Consider the following 26,861-nt stretch of genomic DNA (forward strand, 5'->3'; position numbering starts at 1 on the left):
CAGGGAAAACACAGACAGACGCAAGGGTGCTCTCAGGGGACGCCCCGATCGTGTCCGGTATGACCACGATCTCGCCCCAGGGGCGCACGGAACTGCTGAGGCCGGACGGGAGCTCCGTCCGGGTGCTGGTGGTGGACGACGAGCAGTCGATCACCGAGCTGCTCTCCATGGCCCTGCGCTACGAGGGCTGGCAGATCCGCAGCGCGGACGACGGCCAGGGCGCCCTCCGCGCGGCGCGCGAGTTCCGGCCCGACGCCGTCGTCCTGGACATGATGCTGCCCGACATGGACGGACTCACCGTCCTCGGCCGCCTCCGGCGCGAACTGCCGGACGTGCCCGTGCTGTTCCTCACCGCGAAGGACGCCGTCGAGGACCGGATCGCGGGGCTGACCGCGGGCGGCGACGACTACGTGACCAAGCCGTTCAGTCTGGAGGAGGTCGTCGCGCGGCTGCGCGGGCTGATCCGCCGCTCCCACGCGGTCGGCCGCCGCTCGGACGCCCTGCTGGTGGTCGGCGACCTCACCCTGGACGAGGACAGCCACGAGGTGACCCGCGGCGGGCAGAGCATCCATCTGACCGCCACCGAGTTCGAGCTGCTGCGCTTCCTGATGCGCAACCCGCGCCGGGTGCTCAGCAAGGCGCAGATCCTCGACCGCGTCTGGTCCTACGACTTCGGCGGCCAGGCGAACGTCGTCGAGCTGTACATCTCCTACCTGCGCCGGAAGATCGACGCGGGCCGGGAGCCGATGATCCACACCCGGCGCGGCGCCGGTTACCTGCTGAAGCCCGCGGTGGCGTGAGCGAGGCGGTGCGGTCGCGTCCACGCACGCTGCGTCCGCGTCCACGCACGCTGCGTCCGCGTCCGCGCACGCTGCGGACGCGGCTCGTCGTCGCGTCCGTCACGCTGATCGCGGTGGTGTGCGCGGTGATCGGCACGGTGACCACGCTGGCCCTCCGCTCCCATCTGTACGAGCAGCTCGACGGGCAGCTGCGCGAGGTGGCGATGCGGGCCACGGGCGGCCCGCCCGGCGACGGACCGCGCCCCGGCCCGCACGGGGACGCCCTCGACTTCGTGACGAGGGGCCCGCAGATGTTCGGCACCGTAGGCGCCACCGTCGTGAACGGCGCGGTGACCGCCGGGGTGGTCAGCGACTCCCGCGAGGTGAACGGCGTCCGCACGCCCGAGGCCGGGCGTCTCACCGATGCGCAGCTCGCCGCCCTGGAGGGCGTGCCACGCGACGGGCGCGAGCACAGCGCCGACCTCCCCGGCCTCGGCGGCTACCGCGTCCTCCACGCGGAAGGCCCCAACGGCGCCTTCTACGTCGCCGTCCCCACCGCCGACGTCGACGCCACCGTCACCACCCTGATCCTGGTGGAGATCAGCGTCACCGCCGCCGGTCTTGTCGCCGCGTCCCTGGCCGGCGCCGTCATCGTAGGCGTGGCCACCCGCCCCCTGCGCCGGGTCGCCGCCACCGCCACCCGCGTCGCCGAACTCCCTCTTCATCGCGGTGAGGTGACGCTGAAGGAGCGCGTCCCGAAATCCGAGTGCGATCCGCACACCGAGGTCGGCCGCGTCGGCGCCGCACTCAACCGCATGCTCGACCACGTCCACGGAGCCCTGCACGCCCGCCAGCTCAGCGAGACCCGGGTACGGCAGTTCGTCGCGGACGCCTCCCACGAACTGCGCACCCCGCTCGCCTCCATCCGCGGCTACGCCGAACTGACCCGGCGCGGCCGTGAGGAGACCGGCCCCGACACCCGGCACGCGCTGCGCCGTATCGAGTCCGAGGCCGGCCGGATGACCCTGCTGGTGGAGGACCTGCTGCTGCTCGCCCGCCTGGACGCCGGACGGCCCCTGCGGTTCGAGGAGACCGACCTGCTGCCGCTCGTCGTGGACACCGTCAGCGACGCCCGCGCCGCGGGACCCGGCCACCACTGGCGCCTGGACCTGCCCGACGCGCCCGCACCGGTCACCGCCGACGCCGCCCGGCTCCAGCAGGTCCTCGTCAACCTGCTCGCCAACGCCCGTACCCACACCCCGCCGGGCACCACCGTCACCGCACGGGTGCGCCGCGAAGGCCCGTGGCTGCGGCTGGACGTCGCCGACGACGGGCCCGGCATCCCGCCCGAGCTGCTCCCGCACGTCTTCGAACGGTTCGCGCGCGGCGACTCGGCCCGCACCCGGGCCACCGGTTCGACGGGTCTGGGGCTGGCGATCGTGCGGGCGGTGACAGCCGCGCACGGCGGCTCGGTGACGGTCGCGAGCACGCCCGGACGGACGGTGTTCACCCTGTGGCTGCCCGCCGCCGCACCGGACGCGCCTGACCCACAGCTGTGGCACAGCCTCACCACAGGGGCACAACAGGGCAGTTGACCAGGGTCGCTCCCATGCGAACCGATCACTGTCCCGGCACGCTGCCGGCTCGGGAGCACCTTCCGGCAGCCTGGGCCGGCACACCGGTCCTGGACGTCGTCGTCCCCGTCCACAACGAGGAGAAGGACCTCCGGCCCAGCGTCCGCCGGCTCCACGAGCACCTGACCCGGACCTTCCCGTACGCGTTCCGCATCACGATCGCCGACAACGCCTCCACGGACGGCACCCCGGACGTGGCCGCCGACCTGGCGCGGCGGCTCGAGGAGGTGCGGTCCGTCCGGCTGGAGCGGAAGGGCCGGGGCCGGGCGCTGCGGACCGTCTGGTCCGCGTCGGACGCGCCTGTCCTCGCCTACATGGACGTGGACCTGTCCACCGACCTCAACGCCCTGCTGCCGCTGGTCGCCCCGCTGATCTCCGGGCACTCCGACCTCGCCGTCGGCTCCCGGCTGAGCCGCGGCGCGCGGGTGGTGCGGGGCGCCAGGCGGGAAGTCATCAGCCGCGGCTACAACCTGATCCTGCGCGGCTCGCTCCAGGCGCGCTTCTCCGACGCGCAGTGCGGGTTCAAGGCGATCCGCCGTGACGTGGCGCAGGTGCTGCTGCCGCTGGTGGAGGACAGCGGCTGGTTCTTCGACACGGAGCTGCTGGTGCTCGCCGAACGGGCGGGGCTGCGCATCCACGAGGTGCCGGTCGACTGGGTCGACGACCCCGACTCCTCCGTCCACATCGTGCGGACGGCCATGGAGGACTTGAAGGGCGTCTGGCGGATCGGCAGGGCGCTGGCCACCGGCGCGCTGCCGCTGGACCGGCTCGCCCGGCCCTTCGGCGACGACCCGCGCGACCGGGAACTCGCGGACGTGCCGCGTGGACTGGCCCGCCAGCTGGTCGGCTTCTGCGCCGTCGGCGTCCTGTCCACGGCGTTCTACCTGCTCCTCTACAGCGCTTTCCGCGCCGTCACCGGCGCCCAGCTCGCCAACGGGCTCGCCCTGCTTGTGTCGGCGGTCGCCAACACGGCAGCCAACCGGCGGCTCACGTTCCGGGTGCGGGGGCGCGGCGGCATGGTCCGCCACCAGGCGCAGGGCCTGGTCGTCCTCGCCATCGGCCTCGCCCTGACCAGCGGCTCGCTCGCCGCCCTCGACGCGGCGAGCAGCGACCCGGCCCATTCCACGGAACTGGCGGTCCTGGTGGTGGCCAATCTGGCGGCGACCGTCCTGCGGTTCCTGTTGTTCCGCGCCTGGGTCTTCCCGGACACGGCTTCCCGGACCACCTCGGGATCCGACCCCGCTCCCCGGCCGGAGACGCCCTTCACGCCACCCCTCGCCCCGGCCCGCCCGCCGCTTCCCTCCCGGACCACTCCGCAGGCCGACGACGACCCGAGGACCACCCGATGACCACCCCGCACGACCCGCAACCGAACCCCGCCACCGAGGCACCCCGCCCGGCGCCCCCACCGCACGGCCCGCAAGCCGCACCCGATCCCGCCGACGGCGGCCACCAGCCCTCGCCCGGAGCGCGGGGCACCGCCGACAGCACCCACACGGCGTCCGCGCCGCACGGCCCCCACCCGGCATCCGCGCCGCACGGCCCCCACCCGCCATCCGCGCCGCACGGCCCCCACCCGCCATCCGCGCCGCACGGCACCCACGCCGAAGCCGGTACCCCCCGCTGGGCCCGTCCCGCCCTCTTCGCGCTGCTTCTCGCCACCGGTCTGCTGTACCTCTGCAACCTCCACGCCTCCGGCTACGCCAACTCCTTCTACTCCGCGGCCGTGCAGGCGGGCAGCCAGTCCTGGAAGGCGTTCTTCTTCGGTTCGCTCGACGCCGCGAACGCCATCACCGTCGACAAGCCCCCGGCCGCGCTCTGGCCGATGGCCCTCTCCGTGCGCCTGTTCGGGCTCAACTCCTGGGCGATCCTGGTGCCCGAGGTGCTCATGGGCGTCGGCGCCGTCGCCGTCGTGCACGCGTCCGTGCGCCGACGTGCCGGACACGGCGCCGCCCTCCTCGCGGGCGCGGTCCTCGCGCTCACGCCGGTCGCGGCGCTGATGTTCCGCTTCAACAACCCGGACGCGCTGCTCGCGCTGCTGATGGCCGTCGCCTGCCACCTCGTCGTCCGCGCCCTGGAGGACGGCCGCACCAAGTGGCTGGTGTGGGCGGGCGTCGCCGTCGGCTTCGCGTTCCTCACCAAGACGCTCCAGGCGTTCCTGATCCTCCCGGCACTGGCCGCGGTCTACGCGGTCTGCGCCCCCGTCCGCCCGCGCAGGAGGTGCGTCCAGCTCGCGCTCGCGGCCGTCGCGCTCGTGGTGTCCGGCGGCTGGTGGGTCGCGGTGGTCGAACTGTGGCCGGCGTCCTCACGGCCGTACATCGGCGGCTCGCAGAACAACAGCTTCCTGGAGCTGACCTTCGGCTACAACGGCCTCGGCCGGCTCAACGGCGACGAGACCGGCAGCGTCGGCGGCGGGGGCGGCCCCGGCGGCGGAGGCTGGGGCGAGACCGGCTGGGACCGGATGTTCAACGAGGAGATCGGCGGCCAGATCTCCTGGCTGCTGCCCGCCGCGCTGATCCTGCTGGTCGCCGCACTGGTCGTGACCCGTCAGGCGGGCAGGACCGACGTCACCCGTGCCGCGTTCCTCGTGTGGGGCGGCTCGCTGCTGACGACCGCCGCCGTCTTCAGCTTCATGGCCGGCATCTTCCACCAGTACTACACGGTGGCCCTGGCCCCCTACCTGGCCGCCGTGACCGGCATGGGCGCGGCGGTCCTGTGGGGGAGGCGGCGGGAGACCCGGGCCGCCCTCACCCTGGCGGGGGCCGTCACGGTGACGGCGGTGTGGGGCTACGTCCTGCTCCACCGCACGCCCGACCACCTGCCGTGGCTGCGGTGGCTCGTCCTGGTGGGCGGGCTGACCGCCGCGCTCGGGCTGGTCTTCGCGGGCCGGGCGGGACGCCGGGTGGTGCTCGCGGCGGCCGCGCTGGGTGTCGCGGCCTCCCTGGCCGGCCCGACGGCGTACACCCTGAGCACCGTGCGGGAGGGCCACTCCGGCTCCATCGTCACGGCCGGTCCCGCGTCGGCGGGCAGGGGAGGCGGCGGGCGTCCGCCGGGCGGCGCCCAGGACGGAGGCCCGGGTGGTGGCGGACCCGGCGGAGGGGGCTTGCCCGGCCAGGGCGGCGGCCCCGGTGGGGGCGGAGGCCCGCAGAACGGCACCCCGCCGAACACCGACGGCACCGGCGGCTTCCCCGGCGGCGCCCCGCCGAACACGAACGGCACGGGCGCCCCGCCCGGCGGAGCCACCACGGAAGCCCCCGGCCGGGGCGCACGCGGAGGCACCGGCATGGGCGGTCTCCTCGGCGGCACCGACGTCGACGCCGAGGCACGCCGGCTGCTGGGGACCGACGCCGCCGACCACACCTGGGCCGCCGCGACGGTCGGCGCGCAGAACGCCGCGAGCTACCAGCTCGCCACCGGCGAACCGGTCATGGCGATCGGCGGCTTCAACGGCACCGACCCGTCCCCGACCCTCGCCCAGTTCCAGCGGTACGTGGAGGACGGCCGCATCCACTACTTCATCCCGGGAGGAGGCGGCGGCCGGGGAGACGGCACCGCCTCACGGATCACCGCCTGGGTAGAGGCCCACTTCACCCAGGTCACCGCCGGCTCCGCCACCTTCTACGACCTCACCCGCCCCACGTCCGAAAGCTGACCCCGTCCCACAACCCCGCGTTGTACACCGTAAGAGAGGTGTTCTACGGTGTACAGCATGACCACGTCCTCGCAGGAGCAGCCCGCCGCGGCCCCCGACCCGTCCCCGGACTCCGCGCCGGCGGACGCGGTCCCCCGGGGGCACGCGCGGCGCTGGCTGATTCTCGGAGTCATCTGCCTCGCCCAGCTCACCGTGCTGCTGGACAACACGGTGCTGAACGTGGCGATCCCCTCCCTCACCCGGGAGATGGACGCCTCGACCGCCGACATCCAGTGGATGATCAACGCCTACTCCCTGGTGCAGTCGGGCCTGCTGCTCAGCGCCGGCAACGCGGCCGACCGCTACGGCCGCAGGAAGATGCTGATCGTGGGCCTCGCCCTGTTCGGCGCGGGGTCACTGGTCGCGGGGCTGGCCCAGTCCTCGGGGCAGCTGATCGCCGCGCGGGCGGGCATGGGCGTCGGCGGGGCGCTGCTGCTCACCACCACCCTCGCCGTGGTCATGCAGATCTTCACGCCCGAGGAGCAGCCCAAGGCCATCGGCATCTGGAGCGCCGTCAACTCCCTGGGTTTCGCCGCCGGTCCGCTGGTCGGCGGGTTCATGCTGAACCACTTCTGGTGGGGGTCGATCTTCCTGATCAACCTGCCGGTCGTGGCCCTGGCGCTGGCCGCCGTCGCCGCGTACGTCCCCGAGTCACGCAACCGTCAGGGCGACCGGCCCGACCTGGTCGGGGCGGTGCTCTCCACCATCGGCATGACGGCCCTGGTCTACGCGATCATCTCCGGCCCCGAGCACGGCTGGACGTCCGGCACGGTGGCCGTCAGCGCGGGCACGGCGGCCGTGGTGCTCGGCGTCTTCGCGTACTGGGAGAGCCGGATCCCGTACCCGATGCTCGACCCGCACTTCTTCCGCAACCGGCGCTTCACCGGCGCGGTCGGCGGCCTGGTGCTGATCACCTTCGGGATGGGCGGCGCGCTCTTCCTGCTCACCCAGTACCTCCAGTTCGTCCTGGGCTACGGCCCGTTGGAGGCGGGTCTGCGCACCGCACCGATGGCGCTGACCGTCGTCGCCCTGAACTTCACCGGCGTCGGCACCAAGTGGTCGGCGAAGATGGGAACTCCGCTGTCCATAGCGGTCGGCATGGGACTGATGGCGGCCGGGCTGGTGTCGATCGCCACGCTCACCGGCCACGGGTACGGCGGCACGCTGCTCGGCCTGGTGCTGATCGGCGGCGGCACCGCGATCGGCAGCCCGGTGATGGCGCACGCCGTGATGAGTTCCGTGCCGCGCGAGAAGGCGGGCGTCGGCGCCGGGATCAACGGCACGCTGGCCGAGTTCGGCAACGGACTCGGCGTGGCCGTCCTCGGCGCCGTGCTGAACGCGCGCTTCGCCGCGCTGGTGCCGGTCGCGGCGGCCTCGCTGCCGGCGGCGCTGGCCGCGGCCGGATCGGACCGCGAACGCGCCGAGATCACCGGGGCGTTCTCCTCCGGTCTGGAGACGAGCCTGCTCGTCGGCTCGGTCGCGGTGCTGCTCGGCGGACTGATCGCGGCGTCGCTCCTGCGCCGCGCCGACCGCGTCGACGCGCGGGCCGCGCGGGACGGGGCGGACGCCTAGCATGAACCGGCGTCGGCGAGTCGAGGAAGGTGCGCCATGGTGAGGGCAGACCAGCGGTCCGGGAAGACGCCACGGCCCAGTGTCTGGCTGGAGGACCGGGAGCGGGGCGGCAGGCGCGGCGGAGGTCAGCCCTCCGGCCTCGACCGGGACCGGATCACCGGGGCCACCGTGCGGCTGCTGGACGCCGAGGGCCTGGAGAGGTTCTCCATGCGCCGCCTCGCCGCCGAGCTCGACGTCACCGCGATGTCCGTCTACTGGTACGTCGACACCAAGGACGACCTGCTCGAACTGGCCCTGGACCGCGCCTTCGGCGAACTCGCCCTGCCCGAGCCGGACTCCGGCGCGGACTGGCGCGAGGAGCTGCGCGCCCTGGCCCGCGAGTACCGGGCGCTGCTGGTGCGGCACTCCTGGCTGCCGGCGCTCGTCGGACGCTTCCTCAACATCGGCCCCCACGCGCTGCGGTTCTCCGGCGCCGTCCAGGGGGTCCTCGGCCGCACCGGCCTGCCCGAGCACGAGGTGACCGGGGCGATCGCCGCCGTGTTCCAGTTCGTGTACGGACACGGCGCGGTGGAGGGCCACTTCCGCGAGCGGGTCGCCTCGACGGGCCTGACCCCCGACGAGTACCACCACCGCGCCATGACCGAGGTGCTGCGCGACCCGGACGCCTCCGACGTCGTCGGCCGGTCGGCCCGGATCATGGAGGCGCGGGGCGGCGACACGGTCGAGGAGATGCTCGACCGGGACTTCAGCTTCGCCCTGGACCTGCTGGTCGCCGGCATCGAGGCGATGGTCGCCCGCAGCCGCGGCTAGCCGCGCACGCGGCGTGGTCCTAGTCGCTCTCCGCCAGCCGCGCCGGGAAACCGCCCGTCGCCACCGGCCCCCAGCGCTCCGGGGTGATCCGGATCAGCGACTTGCCCTGCTTCACCATCGCCGCGCGGTACTCGTCCCAGTCGGGATGCTCACCGGCGATGTTCCGGTAGTACTCCACCAGCGGCTCCACCGAGTCGGGCGCGTCCAGCACCTCGGCGGTGCCGTCGATCTGCACCCAGGGGCCGTTCCAGTCGTCGCTGAGGACGATGAGGCTCACCCGCGGGTCACGCCTGGCGTTCCGGGTCTTGGCACGCTCCGGGTAGGTGGACACCACGATCCGCCCGGAGTCGTCGACGCCGCAGGTCAGCGGCGACCCCTGCGGCCCGCCGTCGGAACGGCGGGTGAGCAGGATCGCGTGGTGCCGGGGGCGTACGAAGTCGAGCAACTCGTCGAGGGAGACGCGGGTGTTGGTCGCGATGTCGGGTGCCATGGCGTCAGCCTAGGCCGCCATCGCCTCGGAGAGGTTGTCGTACACGGGCACGTCGCGGCGGAGCCCGGTCACCTCCAGGACGCGGCCCGCGACGCTCTCCGGGAGGGCCACCAGGTGCACCTTGGTGTGGGGGAGCAGCAGCCTGCGGGCGTCGTTGATCAGGCGGATGCCCTGGGAGTCCATGAAGCGGGTCCCGGACAGGTCGAGGACCATCACCCGGGCGGGCCCCCCGGAGCCGGAGCGGGCCTGGTACATGATCAACGGCAACAGGCCGTCGGCGTTGCGGAAGTCGATCTCCGACGGCAGCGGGAGCATCACGCGCTCGGAGGAGAAGGGGGGAAGGGCCATGGCATTCACCTGGAATCGGTCGTCCGGAATCGGCAAGGCCGCTTCCTGACCCTTCGCCCATTGCACCACGTCCGGGACGCGACGGACAGCGGTGCAGGTCCGGACGTCGCGCTCAGCCCTCCGGGAGCTGTTCGCCCTGCACGGCCTGGACGTCCAGCTCCACCCGGAGCGTGGTGCCGATGGCGGCGATGCCGGCCTGGACGACCTGGTTGTAGTTCATCGCGAAGTCCTCGCGGTGCAGCTCGGTCGTGGCCCGGAAGGCTGCCCGGGTGCCGCCCCACGGGTCGGCGCCGGTGCCGAGGTAGGCCAGGTCCAGGTCGACCGGGCGGACCACGCCGCGCATGGTCAGCTCGCCGTGCACGGTCCAGCGGTCGGTGCCCGCCTGGGTGAGCCCCGTGGACCGGTAGGTGATCTCGGGGTGCCGTGCGACGTCCAGGAAGTCGGGCGACCGCAGATGGGTGTCGCGCATCTTGTTGCCGGTGTCGATGGACTCGGCCCGGATCACCGCCTCCACACGGGACTTGGTGACGTCGTCGGGGGCGATCTCCACCAGGGCGGTGAAGTCGGTGAACCGGCCGCGCACGCTGGAGATGCCCAGGTGCTGGGCGACCGCGGCCACGCTCGAGTGCGCCGGGTCGACGGTCCACGGGCCGGGCGGCGGCAGCTCCGTGCCCCCGGTGCGGGCCAGCGTCACCGTCCCGATCTCGGCGCGTCCGCTCGCGGTGACGAGGGCGCTGGCGGCGGCCGGCGCGTACCCGACCGCGGTCACGACGACGGTGTACGCCCCCGGTGCCAGCTCGGTGGCGTCCCGGACGGCGCCCTCGGCGTCCGCCTCGGCACGCAGCACCTGGCTGCCCGTCCCGTCGGTCAGCGTGACGACCGCGTGCGACACGGCCCATCCGTCCCGGGTGCGGATCCTCGCGGTCAGTGGCATCCCGTCTTCTCCCTGCAAAGGCTCATAAAAAGGTCGTGATACGACCGGCCCGCGGCGGGGCGCGTCTCCGCTACAGGACGCGCGAACCCGCCACGGGCCGGGACTCGGGTTACTCGCCCGGGTGGGCGAGCTCGATGTCGTGGCCGTCGACACCGGGGCCTGCGACCGTCAGGGCGCTCGCCACCGGCGGATAGCCCGTGGCGATGACGGTGTACTCGCCGCCGTCCAGGTCGGCGAAGGCGTACGCCCCGTCGTCCCCGGTCGTGGCCGTGCCGACCACGTTGCCCGCCGCGTCGACCAGGGTGACCCGGGCGTCGGCCAGCGGACCGTGCGGGGCGCGGACCACGCCCCGGACATGGGCGCCGGTCTCCAGGTCGGCCTCGACCCGGGTGACGCCCGTGGCGCCGATCTCGACCGGCAGGGCGCGCGGCCGGTACCCGGCGGCGTTCACCGCGACGGTCACCGTGCCCGGCACCAGTTCGGCGAAGGAGAACTCGCCCTGCTCACCGGTGGTCCCGGTGGCCAGCAGGTCCCCGCGCACGTCGGTGACGATCACCATCGCGTCCTTCACCGGCTGCCCGGTCTCCGCCGCGCGGACCACACCGGTCATGCCGCTGGTGCCGCTGAGCAGGACGTCGTAGGTCACCGGCTCGCCGTTGACCACGATCGTCGACGCCTGCGGCTGGTGCCCGTCGGCGGCGGCGATCAGGACGTACGACCCCGCCGAGGGGGCGTCCACCGCGTAGGAGCCGTCCTCCTGGGCCACGGAGCGGCCGAGCTGGCGGCCGCCCAGGGAGATCAGCGTGACCGCGGCTCGGGGCACCGGGGTGCTGTCGGCGCCCCGGACGAAGCCGCGCACCGGGATGCCGGAGGAGGCGGACTCCTCGGGCCGGGCCGCGGTGGCGACGGCGGACACGGGCTGGGCGAAGGTGTCCTCCGCGGCGGCCTGCGTCTCCGCGACGGCGGGGGCGGCGCCCCCGGCCGGGACGGTGGCGGCCTCGGCGGCGGTCGGGGCGACCGGGTCGCCGGCCGCGGTGGCCTGCTCCTGCGCGGCCTGGGCCAGCGCGCCGGTGGTCCGCAGCGGGACCTCCTTGATGAAGATCGTCACCAGGAAGCCGAGCAGGGCGACCGGCGCGACGTACAGGAAGATGTCGGCGATGCCGTGGCCGTAGGCGCTCTCCAGCCAGGTGCGGATGCCCGGAGGCAGCAGGTCCATGTCGGGGATGGTGCCGCTGCCGGAGGCCTTGGCTGCCGCCGCCTGCTCCTGCGGGCTGAGCGTGCCGATGGTGTCCGCCGCGTAGGTGCTGATCCGGGACGACATCACCGAGCCGAGCACGGAGACGCCCACCGCGCCGCCGAGGGAGCGGAAGAACGTGACCACGGAGGAGGCCGCGCCCAGGTCGCTCGGGGCCACCTGGTTCTGCGTGCAGAGCACCAGGTTCTGCATCATCATGCCGACGCCGAGACCCATCAGCGCCATGAAGAGGCCGATGTGCCAGTACGGGGTGTCGTAGCGGATGGTGCTCAGCAGGCCGAGGCCCGCCGTGAGCAGCACGCCGCCCGTCAGCAGCCAGGCCTTCCAGCGGCCGGTCTTGGTGATGATGATGCCGGAGACGGTCGACGATATGAACAGACCGCCGATCATCGGGATGGTCATGACGCCCGACATGGTCGGGGACTTGTCCCGGGCGAGCTGGAAGTACTGGCTGAAGTAGACGGTGCCCGCGAACATCGCGATACCGACGAACAGCGAGGCCAGCGACGCCAGCGTGATGGTGCGGTTGCGGAACAGGCGCAGCGGGATGATCGGCTCGCTCGCCCTGGACTCGACGAGCAGGAAGATCAGCGTCAGCACGACCGCGCCGCCGACCATCACACCGGTCTGCCACGACATCCAGTCGTACTTGTCGTCGGCGAAGGTGACCCAGACGAGCAGCAGGGAGACGGCCGCGGTGACGAAGAAGGCGCCGGCCCAGTCGACCTTGACCTCCCGCTTCACCAGGGGCAGGTTCAGCGTCTTCTGCAGGACGACCAGCGCGATGAGCGCGAAGGGGACGCCGACGTAGAGGCACCAGCGCCAGCCGAGCCAGCTGGTGTCGGTGATGACGCCGCCGAGCAGCGGGCCGCCGACGGTCGCGACCGCGAAGGTCGCGCCCAGGTAGCCGGAGTACCGCCCGCGCTCACGCGGGGAGATCATCGCGGCCATGATGATCTGGGCCAGCGCGGCGAGACCGCCGCCGCCGAGGCCCTGGATGGCGCGCGCGGTGATCAGCATGCCCGGGTTCTGCGCCGTGCCGGCCACGATCGAGCCGATCACGAAGACCACCAGGGCCGTCTGGACCAGGGCCTTCTTGCTGATGAGGTCGGCGAGCTTGCCCCACAGAGGGGTGGAGGCGGTCATCGTCAGCAGCGAGGCGGTGACGACCCAGGTGTAGGCGCTCTGGCCGCCGCCGAGGTCGGAGACGATCTCGGGCAGGGCGTTGGTGACGATGGTCGACGACAGGATGGCGCAGAACATGCCGAGCAGCAGCCCGGACAGCGCCTCCATGATCTGCCGATGGGTCATCGGAGCGTCCGTGGAGGAGCCTCCCCCGTGCTTGGCATGAGCCCGCACACCGTTCGGTGTGGTCGTTGCCATGGACTTCCTTCTTTTACGTGCTTGCGGGTGTACGGGTGGTCTGTTCGAGTGACGGAGACGCCTGCCGGGGCACGGTGCGCGGGTCGCCGAAGCTGTCCCTGAGCCGGGCCATCAGCCGGGTGAGGTCGTCGACCTCCTCGTCCGACCAGTCGCCCAGCCGCTCCGCGAGGAGCTGGGTCGTGCGTCGGAACAGCTCGTCGAGCCGGGTCTCGCCGGCCGGGGTGAGGCGCAGGATGCGGGACCGCTTGTCGGCGGGGTCGGGAGAGCGTTCGATCCAGCCGCGCTCGGCCAGATGGGTGACGTGCCGGCTGGTGACGGACATGTCCACGGACAGCAGCTCGGCGAGCCTGCTCATGCGCATGTCGCCATGGCGGCCCAGCACGGTCAGCACGGCCGCGGAGCCGCTCGGGCAGTCCGACGGCATCAGCCGGTTCATCTCCCGCTTGACGGCGCCGAAGGCACTGAACTGCCGGACCAGCTCCTCGTACTGTGCCGACTCGGCCATGGCACCTCCGTTTCGTTGCTTAAAGCAACCGTAGGGATTGATGGTTGCTGAAGGCAAATAAAAACGGCCTGTCCGGACCCAAAACTTGGCAAAGACAAGTAATCGCGTCAGTAAACACGCAGGTGGGAGGGGTTTCCCCGTGGGATCCCGCCCCGCTTGGGGCCCCGGACGCTGATTCGCTAGGGTCTCGGTCCATGGCTAACACCCAGGGCCCGCAGGGCAATCACGACCCCGCCGGCAGCACCCAGATGTTCCGCGCGTTCGTCGACGAGGCTCCGGAGGCCGGCCAACCGGCGGCCACGGGCGGCGGCCCGCGGATCGGCCTGATCATCGGCATCGTCGCCGCGGTCGCCGTCATCGCGGCGGTGGCCTGGCTCGCACTGAAGTAAAAGGGAAGGCCGCCGAGGGGAACCCCCTCGGCGGCCACGCCCTCAAGGGGCGCGGGGAACTGCGCGCCCAGCCCCCACCGGCCCGCACGGGCGGGTGACCGTCCCCGGTCTGTTTGTTCGGCACCGCGACGACAACACCGTCAGGGGCGCGGGGAACTGCGCGCCCAGCCCCCACCGGCCCGCACGGGCGGATGGCCGTCCCCGGTCCGTTTGCTGGGTGCGGCGACGATAACACCGTCAGGGGCGCGGGGAACTGCGCGATCGACCCCCACCGGCCCGCACGGGCGGGTGACCGTCCCCGGTCCACTCCCTCGGCACGGCGACGACAACGCCCTCAAGGGGCGCGGGGAACTGCGCGATCAACCCCCACCGCCCCGCGCCCGCGAAGCGACCGAAGCGACCGCCACCCGCCCCGCCCGCAGGCGCGGAAAAGCGGTGCGCGGCGCCGCCGCAACGAGGAGCGCGAAGGCCCCCGGCCCTGAAAGGGCCGAGCGCCTCCGCGCTCGAAGGCAGGTCCGCGGACGTCAGTCCGAGATGAGCCCCTCCCGCAGCTGGGCCAAGGTGCGCGTCAGCAGACGAGAGACATGCATCTGCGAGATGCCCACCTCCTCCCCGATCTGCGACTGCGTCATGTTCGCGAAGAACCGCAGCATGATGATCCGCCGCTCACGCGGCGGCAGCTTCGCCAGCAGCGGCTTCAGCGACTCCCGGTACTCCACGCCCTCCAGCGCCGTGTCCTCGTAGCCGAGGCGGTCCGCCAGGGAGCCCTCGCCGCCGTCGTCCTCAGGCGCGGGGGAGTCCAGCGAGGACGCCGTGTACGCGTTCCCCACCGCGAGGCCGTCGACGACGTCCTCCTCGGACACGCCCAGCACGGCGGCGAGCTCGCTCACCGTCGGGGAGCGGTCCAGCTTCTGGGAGAGCTCGTCGCCGGCCTTGGTCAGCGCCAGCCGCAGCTCCTGGAGCCGGCGCGGCACCCGCACCGACCAGGACGTGTCGCGGAAGAACCGCTTGATCTCCCCGACCACCGTCGGCATCGCGAACGTCGGGAACTCCACGCCCCGTTCGCAGTCGAAGCGGTCGATCGCCTTGATCAGCCCGATCGTGCCGACCTGGACGATGTCCTCCATCGGCTCGTTGCGCGAGCGGAACCGCGCCGCCGCGTACCGCACGAGCGGGAGGTTGAGTTCGATCAGCGTGTCCCGGACGTAGGCGCGCTCCGGGCTGTCCTCGTCGAGGACGGCGAGCCGCAGGAACAGGGAGCGGGACAGGGTGCGGGTGTCGAGGGCCGCCGTCTCCGGGACCTCCGGAGCGGGTGCGGCGGCGAGGGACGGGCCCTCGTCGATGGGGCCGAGTGCGTCGAGAGCATGGGGAGCTGACTCGCTCTCCGCGAGCGTGAGCACCTTCGAGCTGCCCTGTTCTGCGGACATGCCACCCCCTTTGGGTCGCGGGACGGTCGCGGCGAACGCTCCCGATCCGAGGAACGCAGCCTTCACCTGAATACCGGCGCCGAGGCTCCGGCAAACGCGCTTCCGGCAGAATGTCACATGTCGGCAACGCGCTGTAGTGACATGTCGACATGCGAGATGCGAATCAGCCCTGGAAACAAGGGGTCTGACGGGGTATCGGACGGAAAGAACGCAGATTCGCGCCGTCGGGCGATTCGCTCTTTACGGTTACGCGTCGATCCTGTTTGCGGACCTCAGCCGCTGGAAGCTGCGGGCCAGCAGCCGGGACACGTGCATCTGCGAGACGCCCAGCTCGGCGCTGATCTGGGACTGCGTCAGATTGCTGTAGTAACGCAGCAGCAGGATGCGCTGCTCGCGCTCCGGCAGCTGCACGAGGAGGTGCCGGACGAGGTCGCGGTGCTCCACGCCGTCCAGGGCGGGGTCCTCGTAGCCGAGCCGGTCCAGCAGGCCGGGCATCCCGTCGCCCTCCTGCGCGGCCTCGAGCGAGGTGGCGTGGTACGACCGGCCGGCCTCGATGCAGGACAGCACCTCCTCCTCGGAGATGCGCAGCCGCTCGGCGATCTCGGCGGTGGTGGGGGTGCGCCCGAACGCGGTGGTGAGGTCCTCCGTCGCGCTGTTGACCTGCACCCACAGCTCGTGCAGCCGGCGCGGTACGTGGACGGTGCGGACGTTGTCCCGGAAGTACCGCTTGATCTCGCCGACGACGGTCGGCATCGCGAAGGTCGGGAACTGCACGCCCCGCTCGGGGTCGAAGCGGTCGATGGCGTTGATGAGGCCGATGGTGCCGACCTGGACGACGTCCTCCATCGGCTCGTTCCGGGAGCGGAAGCGGGCGGCCGCGTAGCGCACGAGCGGGAGGTTCGCCTCGATGAGCGCCGCCCGCACGCGGGCGTGCTCCGGCGTGCCCGGCTCCAGGTTCTTGAGCTGACCGAACAACACCTGGGTCAGGGCCCTGGTGTCCGCGCCACGGCGCTTGGCGGGGGTCTGGACCGCGTCGGGGGACACCTCGTCCTGGGGTGGCGCGGAACTGGCCGACACGGTCAACGCCACCTCTTCATTCGCTCACATCGTCCGTCAACTCATCCGTCAAAAGCGGTCATAGCATCACAAGACTGACTCACTGTGTGCAAGCACCGCATATTCCGTGTTGAGGGTGGGAGGCGGGCGCCGAACGCGGCGAGGCCCCCTGCCGGCACGGCGGGGGGCCTCGGTGCACGGTGTGCGGAGGGGGCGTCAGAACTCGTAGTCGGCGATCACCCACGTGGCGAACTCGCGCCACAGTCCGACGCCCGCCTGGTGGTCCGGGTGCTCGACGTAGCGGCGCAGCGCCTCGGCGTCCTCGAACGCGGAGTTGATGGCGAAGTCGTAGGCGATGGGGCGGTCGCTGATGTTCCAGGCGCACTCCCAGAAACGGATCTCCGGGATCTTCCCCTCCAGCGCGCGGAAGGCCTCCACGCCTTCGGCGACCTTCGGGTCGTCGCGGCGGACGCCCTCGTTCAGCTTGAAGAGCACCAGGTGCCGGATCATCACTTGCCTCCCGCGGCCAGCCAGGTCATGAAGTCGCCGATCGCCTTCGCGGCGTCCGAGATGCCCTGGAACCCGATGGTGACGTAGTCGCCGGCGGTCTCGGGGTCCGTGATGATCACGTACAGCACGAAGACCACCACCAGATAGACGGCGGCCTTCTTCGCGTTCACCGCCATCGCGGCCCTCCCCTGTCACGGCTGTCACTGCTGTCACGCGTGCATCGAGCGGGCCCATGATCGCACGAAGGGCCCCGTCTGACGACGGGGCCCTTCTCAAGCGGTAGCGGAGGGATTTGAACCCTCGGTGACTTGCGCCACACTCGCTTTCGAGGCGAGCTCCTTCGGCCGCTCGGACACGCTACCGAGGGAGACCTTACAGCACGGTGGCGCGTGGATCGAAATCGGTATTCAGCGTCCCCGGAAGAACTCCGTGAGCAGCCGCGAGCACTCCTCGGCGAGCACGCCTTCGATCACCTCGGGCCGGTGGTTGAGGCGCCGGTCGCGGACCAGATCCCACTGGGATCCCGCCGCGCCGGCCTTCTCGTCCCGGGCGCCGTAGACCACCCGGTCCACCCGGGACTGCTGGACGGCGCCCGCGCACATCGTGCAGGGCTCCAGCGTGACCACCAGGGTGCAGCCGGCCAGCCGCCACTCCCCGGCCCGTTCGGCGGCCCGGCGCAGGGCCAGGACCTCCGCGTGCGCGGTGGGGTCGCCGACCGCCTCGCGCTCGTTGTGGGCGCGGGCCAGCACGGTGACCCCGTCCGCGGCCAGCACGACGGCGCCGACGGGGACGTCCCCGCCCGGGACGGCCCGGCGGGCCTCGTCCAGGGCGAGGCGCATCGGCTCCCGCCAGCGGTCGCGCACCGGGTCCGGGAGGCCGGGCGCGGGGGTGGTGGTCGGCACGGTCAGCGGACGGTCTCCAGCACCTCGGAGGCGCCCAGCACCTCGGCGATCTCGGAGACGGCGTCCTGGGTCATCGAGCGCAGCTCCTTCTCGGTCACGCCCAGGTCCTCCAGGACCTGTGCGTCACCGACGGGGCCGTGCGGGACGGACTCGCCGGACGCGGCGGACGGGGCGCCGTCGGCGTCCTCGTCGTCCGGCTCACCGTCCTCCGTGCCGTCGAGGTCGAGGGCGTCCAGATCGGGGCCGTCGTCCCCGGGCTGCCGGCCGAGCAGTTCGTCGGTGAGCAGGATCTCCCCGTAGCTGCTGCGGGCGGCCGCCGCGGCGTCGGAGACGTAGATCCTGGGATCCTCCTCACCGTCCACGCGGACGACGCCGAACCAGCCGTCCTCCTGCTCGATCAGCACGAGCACGGTGTCCTCGTCAGGGGAGGCTTCCCGGGCCAGGTCGGCGAGATCCGACAGGGTTTCCACATCGTCGAGCTCTGTGTCGCTCGCTTCCCACCCGTCTTCGGTGCGCGCGAGCAGTGCGGCGAAGTACACCGTGACTCTCCCACTGGTCATAGGCGTGCCGGTTGGGGGTCCCCCCGGCGGAGGTGTGCGGGCGGGTATGCGGAGCTGAGACCCCGCCCACTGGGAATCGTGGCAGAAACAAGGCCGTCAGGGGACGTCTTCCGCTCCCTGTGTCCGGCAGTTTCGATCGCGGTCCAGCGCGCTTGTCGCCGCCACGACCGGATCGTACGCGCACAATCCCGCCACGGAAGCGCGGCACGTCAAAGGGACCCACGGTCCCCTTCCCCCACGGCCCACCCCGCGTGTCGCACCCACCCCGAGCAGAACGCGCCCACGCCGCAGTCACGCCCCTCGCGGGCACGGCTCCGACGTTACGCGGCCACGCTTCCCGCCATCCGCGGGCACGTCCCCCGCCATCTGCGGGCAGGCCCGCGCCGCCCGGGGCACGCCTCCCGCCCTCCGCTGGCACGGCTCACGGCCTTACGCGGCCTCGCCTCCCGCCCTCCGCGGGCAGTCGTGCCGCAGGGCGGCACGGGTGGGCGCGACGGCACCCTGCTGGCGCCAGGTGCGCGGACACCCCGGGCCGGCACAGGCGCCGGCGCCCCGCAGGCGCCAAATGCGTAGACACTCCCCGGCCGGCACAAGCGCCGGCGCCCGGAGACGAAGGCACCTGTGGGCGCGACGGCGCCTCGTCAGCCGCCAGGTGCGCAGCACCCCCGGCCGGCACAGGCACCGGTGCCTGAAAACGAATGGGACTGGGCCACCCCGCCCGAAAACCCCGCTACCAGCGAAACGTCCGCATCCGCATCGCATGCCGCAACCGCGCCGCCTTCGCCCGCCGAGGCTGCACCCGGTCCCGCAACGCCCGAGCCTCCGCCAGCTCCCTCAGGAACCGCGCCCGCCGCCGCCGGCGCTCGGCCTCCCAGTCCACCTCGCCGCCGGCGCCGCCCCCGCCGCCCCGGGCGCTTTCGGCTCCCCGGGACACCCGGGAAGCCCCGGCACCTTCGGCTCCCCGGGACACCCGGGAAGCCCCGGCCGCCCCGGCCGACGGATAGCGATCCTCCTGCTCAGGCATTGCTTCATCACCCCAGTCCGTCCCTCCCACCTTCCCCCGACCGGGCGGTTTGACGCCAGCGAAGGGGTGACGGGCGCCCCATCCCCTTGCCACGCACGGGGACGCCGGCCCTCCGCGTCCCGGTTAGGGTTGACGCCATGCGTCTCCACGTCGTCGACCACCCCCTGGTCGCCCACAAGCTCACCACGCTGCGCGACCAGCGCACCGACTCCGCGACCTTCCGCCGTCTCGCCGACGAGCTGGTCACCCTGCTCGCCTACGAGGCCACGCGCGACGTGCGCACCGAACAGGTGGACATCCAGACGCCGGTGGCGCGGACCACGGGCGTGAAGCTGTCCCACCCCCGCCCCCTGGTGGTGCCGATCCTGCGGGCCGGCCTCGGCATGCTGGACGGCATGGTCCGACTGCTGCCGACCGCCGAGGTGGGCTTCCTGGGCATGGTGCGCAACGAGGAGACGCTGCAGGCGTCCACGTACGCCACGCGCATGCCCGACGACCTCTCCGGGCGTCAGGTGTACGTCCTGGACCCGATGCTGGCGACCGGCGGCACGCTCGTCGCGGCCATCCAGGAGCTGATCAAGCGCGGCGCGGACGACGTGACCGCCGTGGTGCTGCTGGCCGCGCCGGAGGGCGTCGAGGTCATGGAGCGCGAGCTGGCCGGCACGCCGGTGACGGTCGTGACGGCGTCCGTCGACGAGCGCCTCAACGAGCTGGGCTACATCGTCCCGGGCCTCGGCGACGCGGGCGACCGCATGTACGGAGCCGCGGAGTAACTCCGCGGCTCGTCCCCCCCCCCCGTGCCCGACGGCCCGGAGGGTCAGCAGTTCTTCTTCGAGGCGGGTGCCGGCTCGGGGTTGGCCAGTGCGGTCAGCGCCTTGTCGGCGTCCGCCTTCGCCGTGAGCCCCCGGAACGCGTCGCCGATGATCAGATCGAGCTCGACGCCCTTGCGGGCCGGGTCCGTGCGGCGCTCGGCACCGGCCAGCTGGGTGCCCAGCACCGGCAGCGCCGTGTCCAGCGCGGTCGCCGGGCCGAGCAGCACGCCGGTGCCCTTGACCTTCTTGTCGAACGTCTCGGGCGCGTTGGCGACCTCGCCGACCTTGAAGCCGCGCTTCTTCAGCTCGTCGGCGGTCTTCTGGGCGAGTCCGCTGCGCGTCGTGGCGTTGAGCACGTTGACGGTGATCGTGCCGGGGAGGGGCAGCGGCTTGGCGGCCCCGGCGGGACTCGCCGAGGGCTTCGCCGTGGTGCCGCACGCGGCCTTCGTGCCGGCCGCGGAGGCGGAGTCACCGCCGCCGGTGAACACGTCGATGAGTTGCAGCGTGCCCCAGCCGCCCACGCCGAGGACGGCGACGGACGCGACGGTCAGCACGACGAGCTTGCCGCGCCGCCGGGGCCGGCGCATCCGCGGGTACTTGTCACCCGTGATGCGGTACTGGCCGCCCATGCCGGGTGGAGTGAGCATGCTCATGAGCGCAGCGTAGTGCGCCTGGGCTGCTATGCCTACTAGATGATCATTCGACTGGGTGCAGTCCAACCCGAAAGGGCCAAACCGGGCCGTCAGAGGGTTCGACGGGTGTCAGTCGAGTTCGAGAACGCGCGCGTGGAGCACCTGGCGCTGCTGGAGCGCCGCGCGCACCGCGCGGTGCAGTCCGTCCTCGAGGTACAGGTCGCCCTGCCACTTCACGACGTGCGCGAAGAGGTCGCCGTAGAAGGTCGAGTCCTCGGCGAGGAGGGTCTCGAGGTCGAGCTGCTGCTTGGTCGTCACGAGCTGATCGAGGCGGACCGGGCGCGGCGCCACGTCCGCCCACTGCCGGGTGCTTTCCCGGCCGTGGTCGGGGTACGGCCGGCCGTTTCCGATGCGCTTGAAGATCACACGGAAAGCCTACCGGTCGAGACGTTCCGGGCGCAGCCATGGCGACGCAGTACGCCGCCGCAAAAGACGCCCGAAACCGTCGGATAACGGTCCGCGCGCCCGTCGCGCGCCCTCACGGGACGCTCCGTACGCCACCCCTGGCTCGCATACCCGCCCCCGGTACGCCTCCTGAGCGGGCCCGCGGCGCCCGTCACGCCCCCGTCTTCCTGGCGGCCTTCGCCGCCTTCGCCGCCGCCTTCATCTCCTGCTTGTGCGCCCGCACCTTCACCAGCGACTCAGGGCCCGTGATGTCCGCGACCGAGCGGAAGGACTCCTCTTCGCCGTACGCGCCGGCCGCCTCGCGCCAGCCGGACGGGCGGACGCCGAGCTGCTTGCCCAGCAGGGCGAGGAAGATCTGCGCCTTCTGCTTGCCGAACCCGGGCAGGTCCTGGAGCCGCTTCAGCAGCTCGCGGCCGTCCTCCACGCCCCGCCAGACCGCCTCGGCGTCTCCGTCGTAGTGCTCGACGAGGTACCGGCACAGCTGCTGGATGCGGCCCGCCATCGACCCCGGGTAGCGGTGCACCGCCGGCTTCTCGGAGAGCAGCGCGGCGAACGCCTCGGGGTCGTACGCGGCGATCTCGTGCGCGTCGAGGTCGTCCGCGCCGAGCCGCTGCGCGATCGTCGCCGGTCCCTTGAACGCCCACTCCATCGGGATCTGCTGGTCGAGCAGCATCCCGGTCAGCGCGGCGAGCGGGCTGCGGCCCAGCAGCCGGTCGGCGTCGGGGTCCTGGGCGAGGTGCAGTGTGACGTCCATGCCCCTGATGATCGCGCGTCGCCCCGTTGATCGCGCGTCGCGGGTCAGCTCGGGCGCCAGTACCCCAGCGCCTGCACCCGCTGCTTGGGCAGGCCCAGCTCCTTGCGGACGAAGGCGCCCAGCGCGCGGGTGGTCGCGGTGTCGCAGGCGATCCACACGTACGGGTCGGCCCCGGACGCCAGCAGGTCCGGCAGGTCGGCGCGGACGCGCTCCACGAGGGCCGCGCCCGCGTCCCGCCGGGGCACCTCGCGCACCTCGTGCCGCGCGGGGTCGGCCACGAAGGGCAGCCCGTCGAGGGAGCCCTCGAACCAGACGGTCGCCGGGGCGTCGCCCAGGGCGCCCAGCAGGGAGTTGACGGCAGGCAGCGAGGCCGGGTCGCCGACCACGTACACATGGGACGGGGAGGGGTCCGGGTGCTCGAAGCCCGTGCCCTGCACGGTCGCCTCGACGGTGTCCCCGGCCTTCGCCGCCCGTGCCCAGTCGCTGGCGCGGCCCTCGTGCAGCGCGAACTCCAGGGCGAACGTGCCGGCCGCGGGGTCCGGGTCGACCAGGGTGTACGCGCGCTGGTGCGGCTTGCCCGCGTTGTCGAACCACAGGCGGACCCACATCGTGGGGTGGACCCCGGTGGTGGCCAGCATCCCGCCGTCGGTGAAGGTCAGCCGCCGGTAGTCGGCGGTGACGTCCTCGGCGCCCGTCACGGTGAACTCGAAGTCCTTCGCACGCAGCAGTCTGAGGACCGCGCCCTCCCAACCCCGCCCCTGCCCCATCGCGTTCTCACCCTTCGCGTACGATCCCGTCACGTCACGGGGTAACTTAGGGGAGCCTAACCTAAAGTGAAGTGGGGGCACAGTGTCCGGTGCGATCTTCCGGGACGCCTGGGGGATTCCCCATCTGCGGGCGGACGGAGCGCGTGAACTCGCGCGCCTCCAGGGCTTGGTGACCGCCCGTGACCGCGGCTGGCAGATCGAGGTGGAGCGTCACCGCGCCCAGGGCTCCTCGGCCTCCTTCCTCGGCGCCGGCGAGCTGTCCTGGGACGTGCTGGTCCGGCGCGCCCGGATCGCCGACACCGCCCGCCGCTGCCTCGCCCGCCTGGAGGAGCGCGACCCGGAGACCGCCGACTGGATCCGGGCGTACGTCACCGGGGTGAACGAGGGCCTGGACGGGCACGACGCCCCGGAGTTCGCGCGCGCCGGTGTCCTCCCCGGCCGCTGGGAGCCGTGGACGCCGCTGGCCGTGTGGCTGTCCACGCACCTCCTCTTCGCCGGCTTTCCCGCCAAGCTGTGGCGCGACCACGCCGCCGCGCGCCTCGGGGCGGACGTGGTCGGCCTGTTCGCCACCGACGGACCCGGCACCTCCGGCAGCAACGGCTGGCTGGTCACGGGGGAGCGCACGGTCACCGGGCAGGGGGTGATCGCCGGCGACCCGCACCGGTTCATCGAGGACCCCGGCGTCTACCAGCAGATACGTCTGTCCTGCCCGGAGTTCGACGTCGTCGGCCTCGCCGTGCCGGGCGTCCCCGGCATCGCCCACTTCGGCCACACCGGCACGGTCGCCTGGGCCATCACCAACGCCATGGCCGACTACCAGGACCTCTACCGCGAGCGGCTGCGGCGCACCGGCGCCGGCATCGAGGCGCTCGGCCCGGACGGCGTCTGGCGGCGGGCCGCACGGCACACCGAGACCGTCGAGGTCGCGGGCGAGGACCCCGTCGAGGTGGAGGTCGTCGAGACCGAGCGCGGGCCCGTCGTCATCGGCGGCCCCGAGGGCCTCGACGGCGGGGTGCCCGAGCCGGGGGAGCCCCCGCTCGCCGTCGCCCTCCGGTACCCGCCCCGCGTCACCGGCGACCTCGGCTTCGGCGCCCTGCTGCCGCTGCTGCGGGCCCGCCGCGTCGCCGACGTGGACCGCGCCGCCGACCTGTGGGCCGAGCCCGTCAACGTCCTCCTCGCCGCCGACACCGAGGGCGGCACCCTGCACCGGGTGGCCGGCCGCGTCCCCGTGCGCTCCGACGCCAACCGCGTCCGCCTGGTGCCCGCGTGGGAGCCCGGCCACGAGTGGCGGGGCTGGCACGAGCCGCCGCGCGCCGGTCTCGACGACGGCGTCGCCGTGATGGCCAACCAGCGCGGACCCGCCGCCCCGCTCGGCGTGGAGTTCGCCCCGCCGCACCGCGCCCGCCGCATCGCCGCCCTGCTCGCCCGGCAGCACCGCTGGTCCGCCGCCGGTATGGCCGCGATCCACACCGACACCCACCTCGCCTCCGCCGCGCCCCTCCTGGACCACCTGGCCGCGCTCGACGCCCAGGACCTCACCGCACCCGCGTCCGCCCTGCGCGCGCGGCTGCTCGCCTGGGACCGGCACATGGACGCCGGCAGCGCCGACGCGGCCGTCTTCGCGGCCCTGCGCAGCGCGGTCGTACGCCGACTGGCCGCCGAGCCCGCCCTCGCGGCCGCCGCGGCCCCGCCGCCGTACCCGGACGTCTTCCGCCCCTGGCTCGCGCTGGTCCCGCGCATCGGGTTCGCCCTGGAACATCTGCTCGCGGCCGAGGACCTGTTCGGCATCGACCGCCCCGCCGTCGTCCGGGCGGCCCTCGAGGAGGTGGCCGCCGCGCCGCCCTCCGGCGCCTGGGGCGACACCCACCGCCTCGCGCCCTGGCGAGCCCTGGCGGCCGAGGACCCGCGGGAGGAGCCCGGCCTGTCCGGCGACCACGACTGCGTGCTGTGCACCTCCGCCGTGCCCGGCATCACCGACCTCGCCGCCCGCGGCCCCGCCGCCCGCTACGTCTGGGACCTGGCCCGCCGCGAGGACAGCCGCTGGGTGGTGCCGCACGGCGCCTCCGGCCGCCCCGGATCACCCCATCACCGGGACCAGCAGCCCCTGTGGCTCGCCGGCGACCTGGCCCCGGTCGTCACCGACTGGGCCCAGCTGACGAAGGAGACCGATGTCTGACCCGTACGCCTCCCGCCCGGCCGTCCACGAGCAGAAGGTCGACGGCTTCGGCGCCGTACGCGTCCTGCCGCTGGACCCGGCCGCCGACGCGCCCCTGCTGCACCGCTGGGTGAGCGAGGAACGGGCCGTGTTCTGGGGCATGAACGGCCTCACCGAGCAGCAGGTCTCCGAGATCTACGCGCACATGGAGACCCTCGACACCCACCACGCGTACCTCGTGGTGAAGGACGGCGAGCCGGCCGCACTGCTCCAGACGTACGAACCGGAGGCCGACCGGGTGGGCGAGTGCTACCCCGTCGAGCCGGGCGACATCGGCATGCACCTGCTCCTCGCGCCCCCGGAGCCGGGCGGGAGCAGCTCCGGCTGGACCGCGGGGCTGGCGGCCGCCGTCTCCACGTTCGTCCTGCTGGGCCTGGACCGGCGGCGGATCGTCGTCGACCCGGACGTGGCCAACGAGAAGGCGGTCGCCCGGTTCGCGCGACAGGGCTTCACCACCGGGCCCCGGGTGGTGCTGCCCGAGGTCGACCTGCCGGACGTGTACCTCCCGGAGAAGCACGCACAACTCGCGTTCCTCACCCGGGAGGTAGCCTTCGGGGGGTGACCCCCGACGACCTCGTCGCCCACTTCGGACTGGAGCCGATCCCCCGGGAGGGAGGCCGGTTCCGGCAGACCTGGGCCGGCCCCGCCCGGCCCGACGGCCGCCCCGAGGGCACCGCCATCGTCGCCCTGCTCACCGCCGGGCCCGGCGACTTCTCCGCCCTGCACCGCCTGCCCGCCGACGAGACCTGGCACCACTACCTCGGCGATCCGCTGAGCATGCTGCTGCTCGCCCCCGACGGCACCAGCAGCACCCCGGTGCTCGGCCCCGACGTGGTCGGCGGCCAGCACGTCCAGCTCACCGTCCCCGCCGGCACCTGGATGGGTGCCCGCGTCGCGGACGGCGGCTCCTGGACCCTGTTCGGCTGCACGATGGCCCCCGGCTTCACCTACGAGGGCTACGAACACGGCGACCCCGCCGAGCTGGCCGCCCGCTACCCGGACCGGGCCGCCCTCGTCGCGGAACTGGGCCGCCCATGAGCGGGCGGGGACTGCTGCACGGCCAGGTCGCCCTGGTCACCGGCGCCGGCGGAGGCATCGGCGGGGGCATCGCCCGCCGGCTCGCCGAGGAGGGCGCGGCCGTCGCCCTGCACTGCCGCACCTCCGTCGCGTCCGCCCAGGAGACGGCGGTCACCATTCGGGACGCGGGTGGCAGGGCCGTCGTCCTGAAGGCCGACCTCACCGACGAGGACGCCTGCCACCGGCTCGTGGCGGAGGCAGCCGAACGGTTCGGCGGCCGGCTCACCACGCTGGTCAACAACGCGGGCGTCCAGCCCGTCCAGGAGCTCGCCGGGATGACGGCGGCCGAATGGCGCGCGGTCGTCGACACCAACCTCACCGCCGTCTTCGCCTGCACCCAGGCGGCGGCAGCGCTGATGCGCGGGCAGGGCGGCGGCTCCGTCACCCACGTCGCTTCCGTCGAGGCCCGCTTCCCCGCCCCCGGCCACGCGCACTACGGCGCCGCCAAGGCCGCGGTGGTGATGCACGCCCGCTCGGCGGCCCTGGAGTACGGGCCGTGGGGCGTGCGCGTCAACACGGTGTCGCCCGGCCTGATCGACCGCGACGGCCTGGAGGACACCTGGCCGGAGGGCGTGCGCCGCTGGCGTGAGGCGTCCGCCGTGGGCCGCCTCGGCCGCCCCGAGGACGTCGGCGACGCCTGCGTGTTCCTGGCGTCCCCGCTCGCGTCCTGGGTGACCGGCCACGACCTGGTGGTCGACGGAGGGGCGACGTCCCGCCCCACCTGGTGAAGCCCCCGTGGTGAAGGCGTCCTCGCCGCGTTGAGCGGACCGGGCGTCCCGTCCGTACTCCACGGGAGGCGGACGGCCGGGAGGCGGGAACGACGTGGAGCGACGGCGCGGTGAGGCGGCGGGCGGCGGGTCGCCGGCCCTG

General features: G+C 73.2%; 28 protein-coding genes and 1 tRNA gene. 12 read left to right on the plus strand and 17 right to left on the minus strand.

Going from position 1 to position 26,861, the window contains the following annotated elements; genetic code table 11:
* Positions 1-59 precede the first annotated feature (59 nt).
* From ACQZOG_RS00995 to ACQZOG_RS01020, 6 genes are read left to right on the plus strand one after another with little or no spacing between them, the layout of a single operon-like run.
* Entirely contained in the window at positions 60-800 is a 741-nt protein-coding gene (locus tag ACQZOG_RS00995; RefSeq protein ID WP_037640514.1) for a response regulator transcription factor, read from the plus strand.
* On the plus strand, positions 797-2,374 hold the full coding sequence (locus tag ACQZOG_RS01000; protein WP_430741199.1) for a HAMP domain-containing sensor histidine kinase: 1,578 nt from the start codon (positions 797-799) through the stop codon (positions 2,372-2,374). The genes ACQZOG_RS00995 and ACQZOG_RS01000 overlap by 4 nt, the downstream gene beginning before the upstream one ends.
* Positions 2,375-2,388: 14 nt before the next feature.
* A complete protein-coding gene (locus ACQZOG_RS01005; RefSeq protein ID WP_193469197.1) occupies positions 2,389-3,762 on the plus strand; it encodes a bifunctional glycosyltransferase family 2/GtrA family protein in 1,374 nt (457 codons plus the stop codon).
* The gene (locus ACQZOG_RS01010) at positions 3,759-6,065 is read left to right on the plus strand and encodes a glycosyltransferase family 39 protein (protein WP_351034140.1); all 2,307 of its coding nucleotides are present in this window, start codon (positions 3,759-3,761) and stop codon (positions 6,063-6,065) included. Before ACQZOG_RS01005 ends, ACQZOG_RS01010 begins: the two co-directional genes overlap by 4 nt.
* Positions 6,066-6,122: 57 nt before the next feature.
* A complete protein-coding gene (locus ACQZOG_RS01015) occupies positions 6,123-7,676 on the plus strand; it encodes an MFS transporter (RefSeq protein WP_037643938.1) in 1,554 nt (517 codons plus the stop codon).
* A gap of 36 nt (positions 7,677-7,712) precedes the next feature.
* A complete protein-coding gene (locus ACQZOG_RS01020) occupies positions 7,713-8,486 on the plus strand; it encodes a TetR/AcrR family transcriptional regulator (RefSeq protein WP_033273337.1) in 774 nt (257 codons plus the stop codon).
* A 19-nt stretch (positions 8,487-8,505) separates the two neighbouring features.
* Here the strand turns inward: ACQZOG_RS01020 and ACQZOG_RS01025 are convergent, their stop codons facing one another.
* The 5 genes from ACQZOG_RS01025 to ACQZOG_RS01045 all read right to left on the minus strand — a co-directional run bounded on the left by ACQZOG_RS01025 (position 8,506) and on the right by ACQZOG_RS01045 (position 13,401).
* On the minus strand, positions 8,506-8,976 hold the full coding sequence (locus ACQZOG_RS01025; protein WP_191882891.1) for a PPOX class F420-dependent oxidoreductase: 471 nt from the start codon (positions 8,974-8,976) through the stop codon (positions 8,506-8,508).
* 9 nt (positions 8,977-8,985) lie between these two features.
* Entirely contained in the window at positions 8,986-9,324 is a 339-nt protein-coding gene (locus ACQZOG_RS01030; RefSeq protein WP_351036203.1) for an STAS domain-containing protein, read from the minus strand.
* Between the two features lie 112 nt (positions 9,325-9,436).
* The gene (locus ACQZOG_RS01035; RefSeq protein WP_033273339.1) at positions 9,437-10,258 is read right to left on the minus strand and encodes a YceI family protein; all 822 of its coding nucleotides are present in this window, start codon (positions 10,256-10,258) and stop codon (positions 9,437-9,439) included.
* A gap of 109 nt (positions 10,259-10,367) precedes the next feature.
* Complete coding sequence (locus ACQZOG_RS01040) at positions 10,368-12,896, minus strand: MFS transporter (protein ID WP_193469202.1); 2,529 nt, start codon at positions 12,894-12,896, stop codon at positions 10,368-10,370.
* Positions 12,897-12,909: 13 nt separating this feature from the next.
* A complete protein-coding gene (locus tag ACQZOG_RS01045) occupies positions 12,910-13,401 on the minus strand; it encodes a MarR family winged helix-turn-helix transcriptional regulator (RefSeq protein ID WP_033273341.1) in 492 nt (163 codons plus the stop codon).
* A gap of 194 nt (positions 13,402-13,595) precedes the next feature.
* Here ACQZOG_RS01045 and ACQZOG_RS01050 point away from each other — a divergent pair, with 194 nt between their 5' ends.
* The gene (locus ACQZOG_RS01050; protein ID WP_033273342.1) at positions 13,596-13,790 is read left to right on the plus strand and encodes a hypothetical protein; all 195 of its coding nucleotides are present in this window, start codon (positions 13,596-13,598) and stop codon (positions 13,788-13,790) included.
* A gap of 524 nt (positions 13,791-14,314) precedes the next feature.
* Here ACQZOG_RS01050 and ACQZOG_RS01055 read toward each other — a convergent pair.
* From ACQZOG_RS01055 to ACQZOG_RS01090, 8 genes are all read right to left on the minus strand, one after another.
* Positions 14,315-15,217 carry an RNA polymerase sigma factor SigF gene (locus ACQZOG_RS01055; RefSeq protein WP_033273343.1) on the minus strand — a complete coding sequence of 301 codons (903 nt, stop codon included), beginning with the start codon at positions 15,215-15,217 and terminating at the stop codon, positions 14,315-14,317.
* A gap of 246 nt (positions 15,218-15,463) precedes the next feature.
* Positions 15,464-16,300, minus strand: a complete 837-nt coding sequence (locus tag ACQZOG_RS01060; RefSeq protein ID WP_006132791.1) for an RNA polymerase sigma factor SigF — start codon at positions 16,298-16,300, stop codon at positions 15,464-15,466.
* A 189-nt stretch (positions 16,301-16,489) separates the two neighbouring features.
* Positions 16,490-16,783 carry a Dabb family protein gene (locus tag ACQZOG_RS01065; protein ID WP_058916509.1) on the minus strand — a complete coding sequence of 98 codons (294 nt, stop codon included), beginning with the start codon at positions 16,781-16,783 and terminating at the stop codon, positions 16,490-16,492.
* Complete coding sequence (locus ACQZOG_RS01070; protein WP_019527032.1) at positions 16,783-16,959, minus strand: hypothetical protein; 177 nt, start codon at positions 16,957-16,959, stop codon at positions 16,783-16,785. Before ACQZOG_RS01070 ends, ACQZOG_RS01065 begins: the two co-directional genes overlap by 1 nt.
* 101 nt (positions 16,960-17,060) lie before the next feature.
* Positions 17,061-17,145: transfer RNA gene (locus ACQZOG_RS01075), tRNA-Ser, on the minus strand.
* A 45-nt stretch (positions 17,146-17,190) separates the two neighbouring features.
* Complete coding sequence (gene tadA / locus ACQZOG_RS01080) at positions 17,191-17,622, minus strand: tRNA adenosine(34) deaminase TadA (RefSeq protein WP_230229883.1); 432 nt, start codon at positions 17,620-17,622, stop codon at positions 17,191-17,193.
* A 65-nt stretch (positions 17,623-17,687) separates the two neighbouring features.
* Positions 17,688-18,224 carry a hypothetical protein gene (locus tag ACQZOG_RS01085; protein WP_037640500.1) on the minus strand — a complete coding sequence of 179 codons (537 nt, stop codon included), beginning with the start codon at positions 18,222-18,224 and terminating at the stop codon, positions 17,688-17,690.
* Between the two features lie 751 nt (positions 18,225-18,975).
* On the minus strand, positions 18,976-19,179 hold the full coding sequence (locus tag ACQZOG_RS01090; RefSeq protein WP_390898109.1) for a hypothetical protein: 204 nt from the start codon (positions 19,177-19,179) through the stop codon (positions 18,976-18,978).
* Positions 19,180-19,406: 227 nt separating this feature from the next.
* Here ACQZOG_RS01090 and upp point away from each other — a divergent pair, with 227 nt between their 5' ends.
* A complete protein-coding gene (gene upp, locus ACQZOG_RS01095) occupies positions 19,407-20,042 on the plus strand; it encodes a uracil phosphoribosyltransferase (protein WP_033273349.1) in 636 nt (211 codons plus the stop codon).
* Positions 20,043-20,086: 44 nt separating this feature from the next.
* Here the strand turns inward: upp and ACQZOG_RS01100 are convergent, their stop codons facing one another.
* The 4 genes from ACQZOG_RS01100 to ACQZOG_RS01115 form a co-directional block, all read right to left on the minus strand.
* On the minus strand, positions 20,087-20,710 hold the full coding sequence (locus ACQZOG_RS01100) for a LytR C-terminal domain-containing protein (RefSeq protein WP_033273350.1): 624 nt from the start codon (positions 20,708-20,710) through the stop codon (positions 20,087-20,089).
* Positions 20,711-20,842: 132 nt separating this feature from the next.
* Positions 20,843-21,139 carry a type II toxin-antitoxin system VapB family antitoxin gene (locus ACQZOG_RS01105; protein ID WP_004943146.1) on the minus strand — a complete coding sequence of 99 codons (297 nt, stop codon included), beginning with the start codon at positions 21,137-21,139 and terminating at the stop codon, positions 20,843-20,845.
* Positions 21,140-21,329: 190 nt separating this feature from the next.
* A complete protein-coding gene (locus tag ACQZOG_RS01110) occupies positions 21,330-21,932 on the minus strand; it encodes an HhH-GPD-type base excision DNA repair protein (RefSeq protein ID WP_033273351.1) in 603 nt (200 codons plus the stop codon).
* 44 nt (positions 21,933-21,976) lie between these two features.
* Positions 21,977-22,699, minus strand: coding sequence for a siderophore-interacting protein (locus ACQZOG_RS01115; RefSeq protein WP_261676280.1), 723 nt, complete (start codon positions 22,697-22,699; stop codon positions 21,977-21,979).
* 82 nt (positions 22,700-22,781) lie between these two features.
* On the opposite strand from ACQZOG_RS01115, the gene ACQZOG_RS01120 reads away from it, so the two are divergent.
* The 4 genes from ACQZOG_RS01120 to ACQZOG_RS01135 are packed head-to-tail and all read left to right on the plus strand — an operon-like array spanning position 22,782 to position 26,719.
* Positions 22,782-24,875 (plus strand): penicillin acylase family protein, encoded by a 2,094-nt coding sequence (locus ACQZOG_RS01120; RefSeq protein WP_430741200.1) that lies wholly within the window; start codon positions 22,782-22,784, stop codon positions 24,873-24,875.
* Positions 24,868-25,476 (plus strand): GNAT family N-acetyltransferase, encoded by a 609-nt coding sequence (locus tag ACQZOG_RS01125; protein WP_037640489.1) that lies wholly within the window; start codon positions 24,868-24,870, stop codon positions 25,474-25,476. The genes ACQZOG_RS01120 and ACQZOG_RS01125 overlap by 8 nt, the downstream gene beginning before the upstream one ends.
* Complete coding sequence (locus ACQZOG_RS01130; RefSeq protein ID WP_033273355.1) at positions 25,473-25,952, plus strand: cupin domain-containing protein; 480 nt, start codon at positions 25,473-25,475, stop codon at positions 25,950-25,952. The genes ACQZOG_RS01125 and ACQZOG_RS01130 overlap by 4 nt, the downstream gene beginning before the upstream one ends.
* Positions 25,949-26,719: an SDR family NAD(P)-dependent oxidoreductase gene (locus ACQZOG_RS01135; RefSeq protein ID WP_230228776.1), complete on the plus strand. Its 771-nt coding sequence runs from the start codon at positions 25,949-25,951 to the stop codon at positions 26,717-26,719. The genes ACQZOG_RS01130 and ACQZOG_RS01135 overlap by 4 nt, the downstream gene beginning before the upstream one ends.
* Positions 26,720-26,861 lie beyond the last annotated feature (142 nt).

Origin of the sequence: Streptomyces sp. P13-3-3 (assembly GCF_050571355.1) — a bacterium.
Taxonomy (GTDB): Bacteria; Actinomycetota; Actinomycetes; order Streptomycetales; family Streptomycetaceae; genus Streptomyces; species Streptomyces althioticus.

Bases quoted from the DNA above. Each gene is read 5' to 3' on its own strand.
- ACQZOG_RS00995 (WP_037640514.1), top strand. From the start codon at position 60: ATGACCACGATCTCGCCCCAGGGGCGCACGGAACTGCTGAGGCCGGAC.
- ACQZOG_RS01005 (WP_193469197.1), top strand. From the start codon at position 2,389: ATGCGAACCGATCACTGTCCCGGCACGCTGCCGGCTCGGGAGCACCTT.
- ACQZOG_RS01010 (WP_351034140.1), top strand. From the start codon at position 3,759: ATGACCACCCCGCACGACCCGCAACCGAACCCCGCCACCGAGGCACCC.
- ACQZOG_RS01015 (WP_037643938.1), top strand. From the start codon at position 6,123: ATGACCACGTCCTCGCAGGAGCAGCCCGCCGCGGCCCCCGACCCGTCC.
- ACQZOG_RS01020 (WP_033273337.1), top strand. From the start codon at position 7,713: ATGGTGAGGGCAGACCAGCGGTCCGGGAAGACGCCACGGCCCAGTGTC.
- ACQZOG_RS01025 (WP_191882891.1), bottom strand. From the start codon at position 8,976: ATGGCACCCGACATCGCGACCAACACCCGCGTCTCCCTCGACGAGTTG.
- ACQZOG_RS01030 (WP_351036203.1), bottom strand. From the start codon at position 9,324: ATGGCCCTTCCCCCCTTCTCCTCCGAGCGCGTGATGCTCCCGCTGCCG.
- ACQZOG_RS01035 (WP_033273339.1), bottom strand. From the start codon at position 10,258: ATGCCACTGACCGCGAGGATCCGCACCCGGGACGGATGGGCCGTGTCG.
- ACQZOG_RS01040 (WP_193469202.1), bottom strand. From the start codon at position 12,896: ATGGCAACGACCACACCGAACGGTGTGCGGGCTCATGCCAAGCACGGG.
- ACQZOG_RS01045 (WP_033273341.1), bottom strand. From the start codon at position 13,401: ATGGCCGAGTCGGCACAGTACGAGGAGCTGGTCCGGCAGTTCAGTGCC.
- ACQZOG_RS01050 (WP_033273342.1), top strand. From the start codon at position 13,596: ATGGCTAACACCCAGGGCCCGCAGGGCAATCACGACCCCGCCGGCAGC.
- ACQZOG_RS01055 (WP_033273343.1), bottom strand. From the start codon at position 15,217: ATGTCCGCAGAACAGGGCAGCTCGAAGGTGCTCACGCTCGCGGAGAGC.
- ACQZOG_RS01065 (WP_058916509.1), bottom strand. From the start codon at position 16,783: ATGATCCGGCACCTGGTGCTCTTCAAGCTGAACGAGGGCGTCCGCCGC.
- ACQZOG_RS01070 (WP_019527032.1), bottom strand. From the start codon at position 16,959: ATGGCGGTGAACGCGAAGAAGGCCGCCGTCTATCTGGTGGTGGTCTTC.
- tadA (WP_230229883.1), bottom strand. From the start codon at position 17,622: ATGCGCCTCGCCCTGGACGAGGCCCGCCGGGCCGTCCCGGGCGGGGAC.
- upp (WP_033273349.1), top strand. From the start codon at position 19,407: ATGCGTCTCCACGTCGTCGACCACCCCCTGGTCGCCCACAAGCTCACC.
- ACQZOG_RS01100 (WP_033273350.1), bottom strand. From the start codon at position 20,710: ATGGGCGGCCAGTACCGCATCACGGGTGACAAGTACCCGCGGATGCGC.
- ACQZOG_RS01110 (WP_033273351.1), bottom strand. From the start codon at position 21,932: ATGGACGTCACACTGCACCTCGCCCAGGACCCCGACGCCGACCGGCTG.
- ACQZOG_RS01115 (WP_261676280.1), bottom strand. From the start codon at position 22,699: ATGGGGCAGGGGCGGGGTTGGGAGGGCGCGGTCCTCAGACTGCTGCGT.
- ACQZOG_RS01125 (WP_037640489.1), top strand. From the start codon at position 24,868: ATGTCTGACCCGTACGCCTCCCGCCCGGCCGTCCACGAGCAGAAGGTC.
- ACQZOG_RS01135 (WP_230228776.1), top strand. From the start codon at position 25,949: ATGAGCGGGCGGGGACTGCTGCACGGCCAGGTCGCCCTGGTCACCGGC.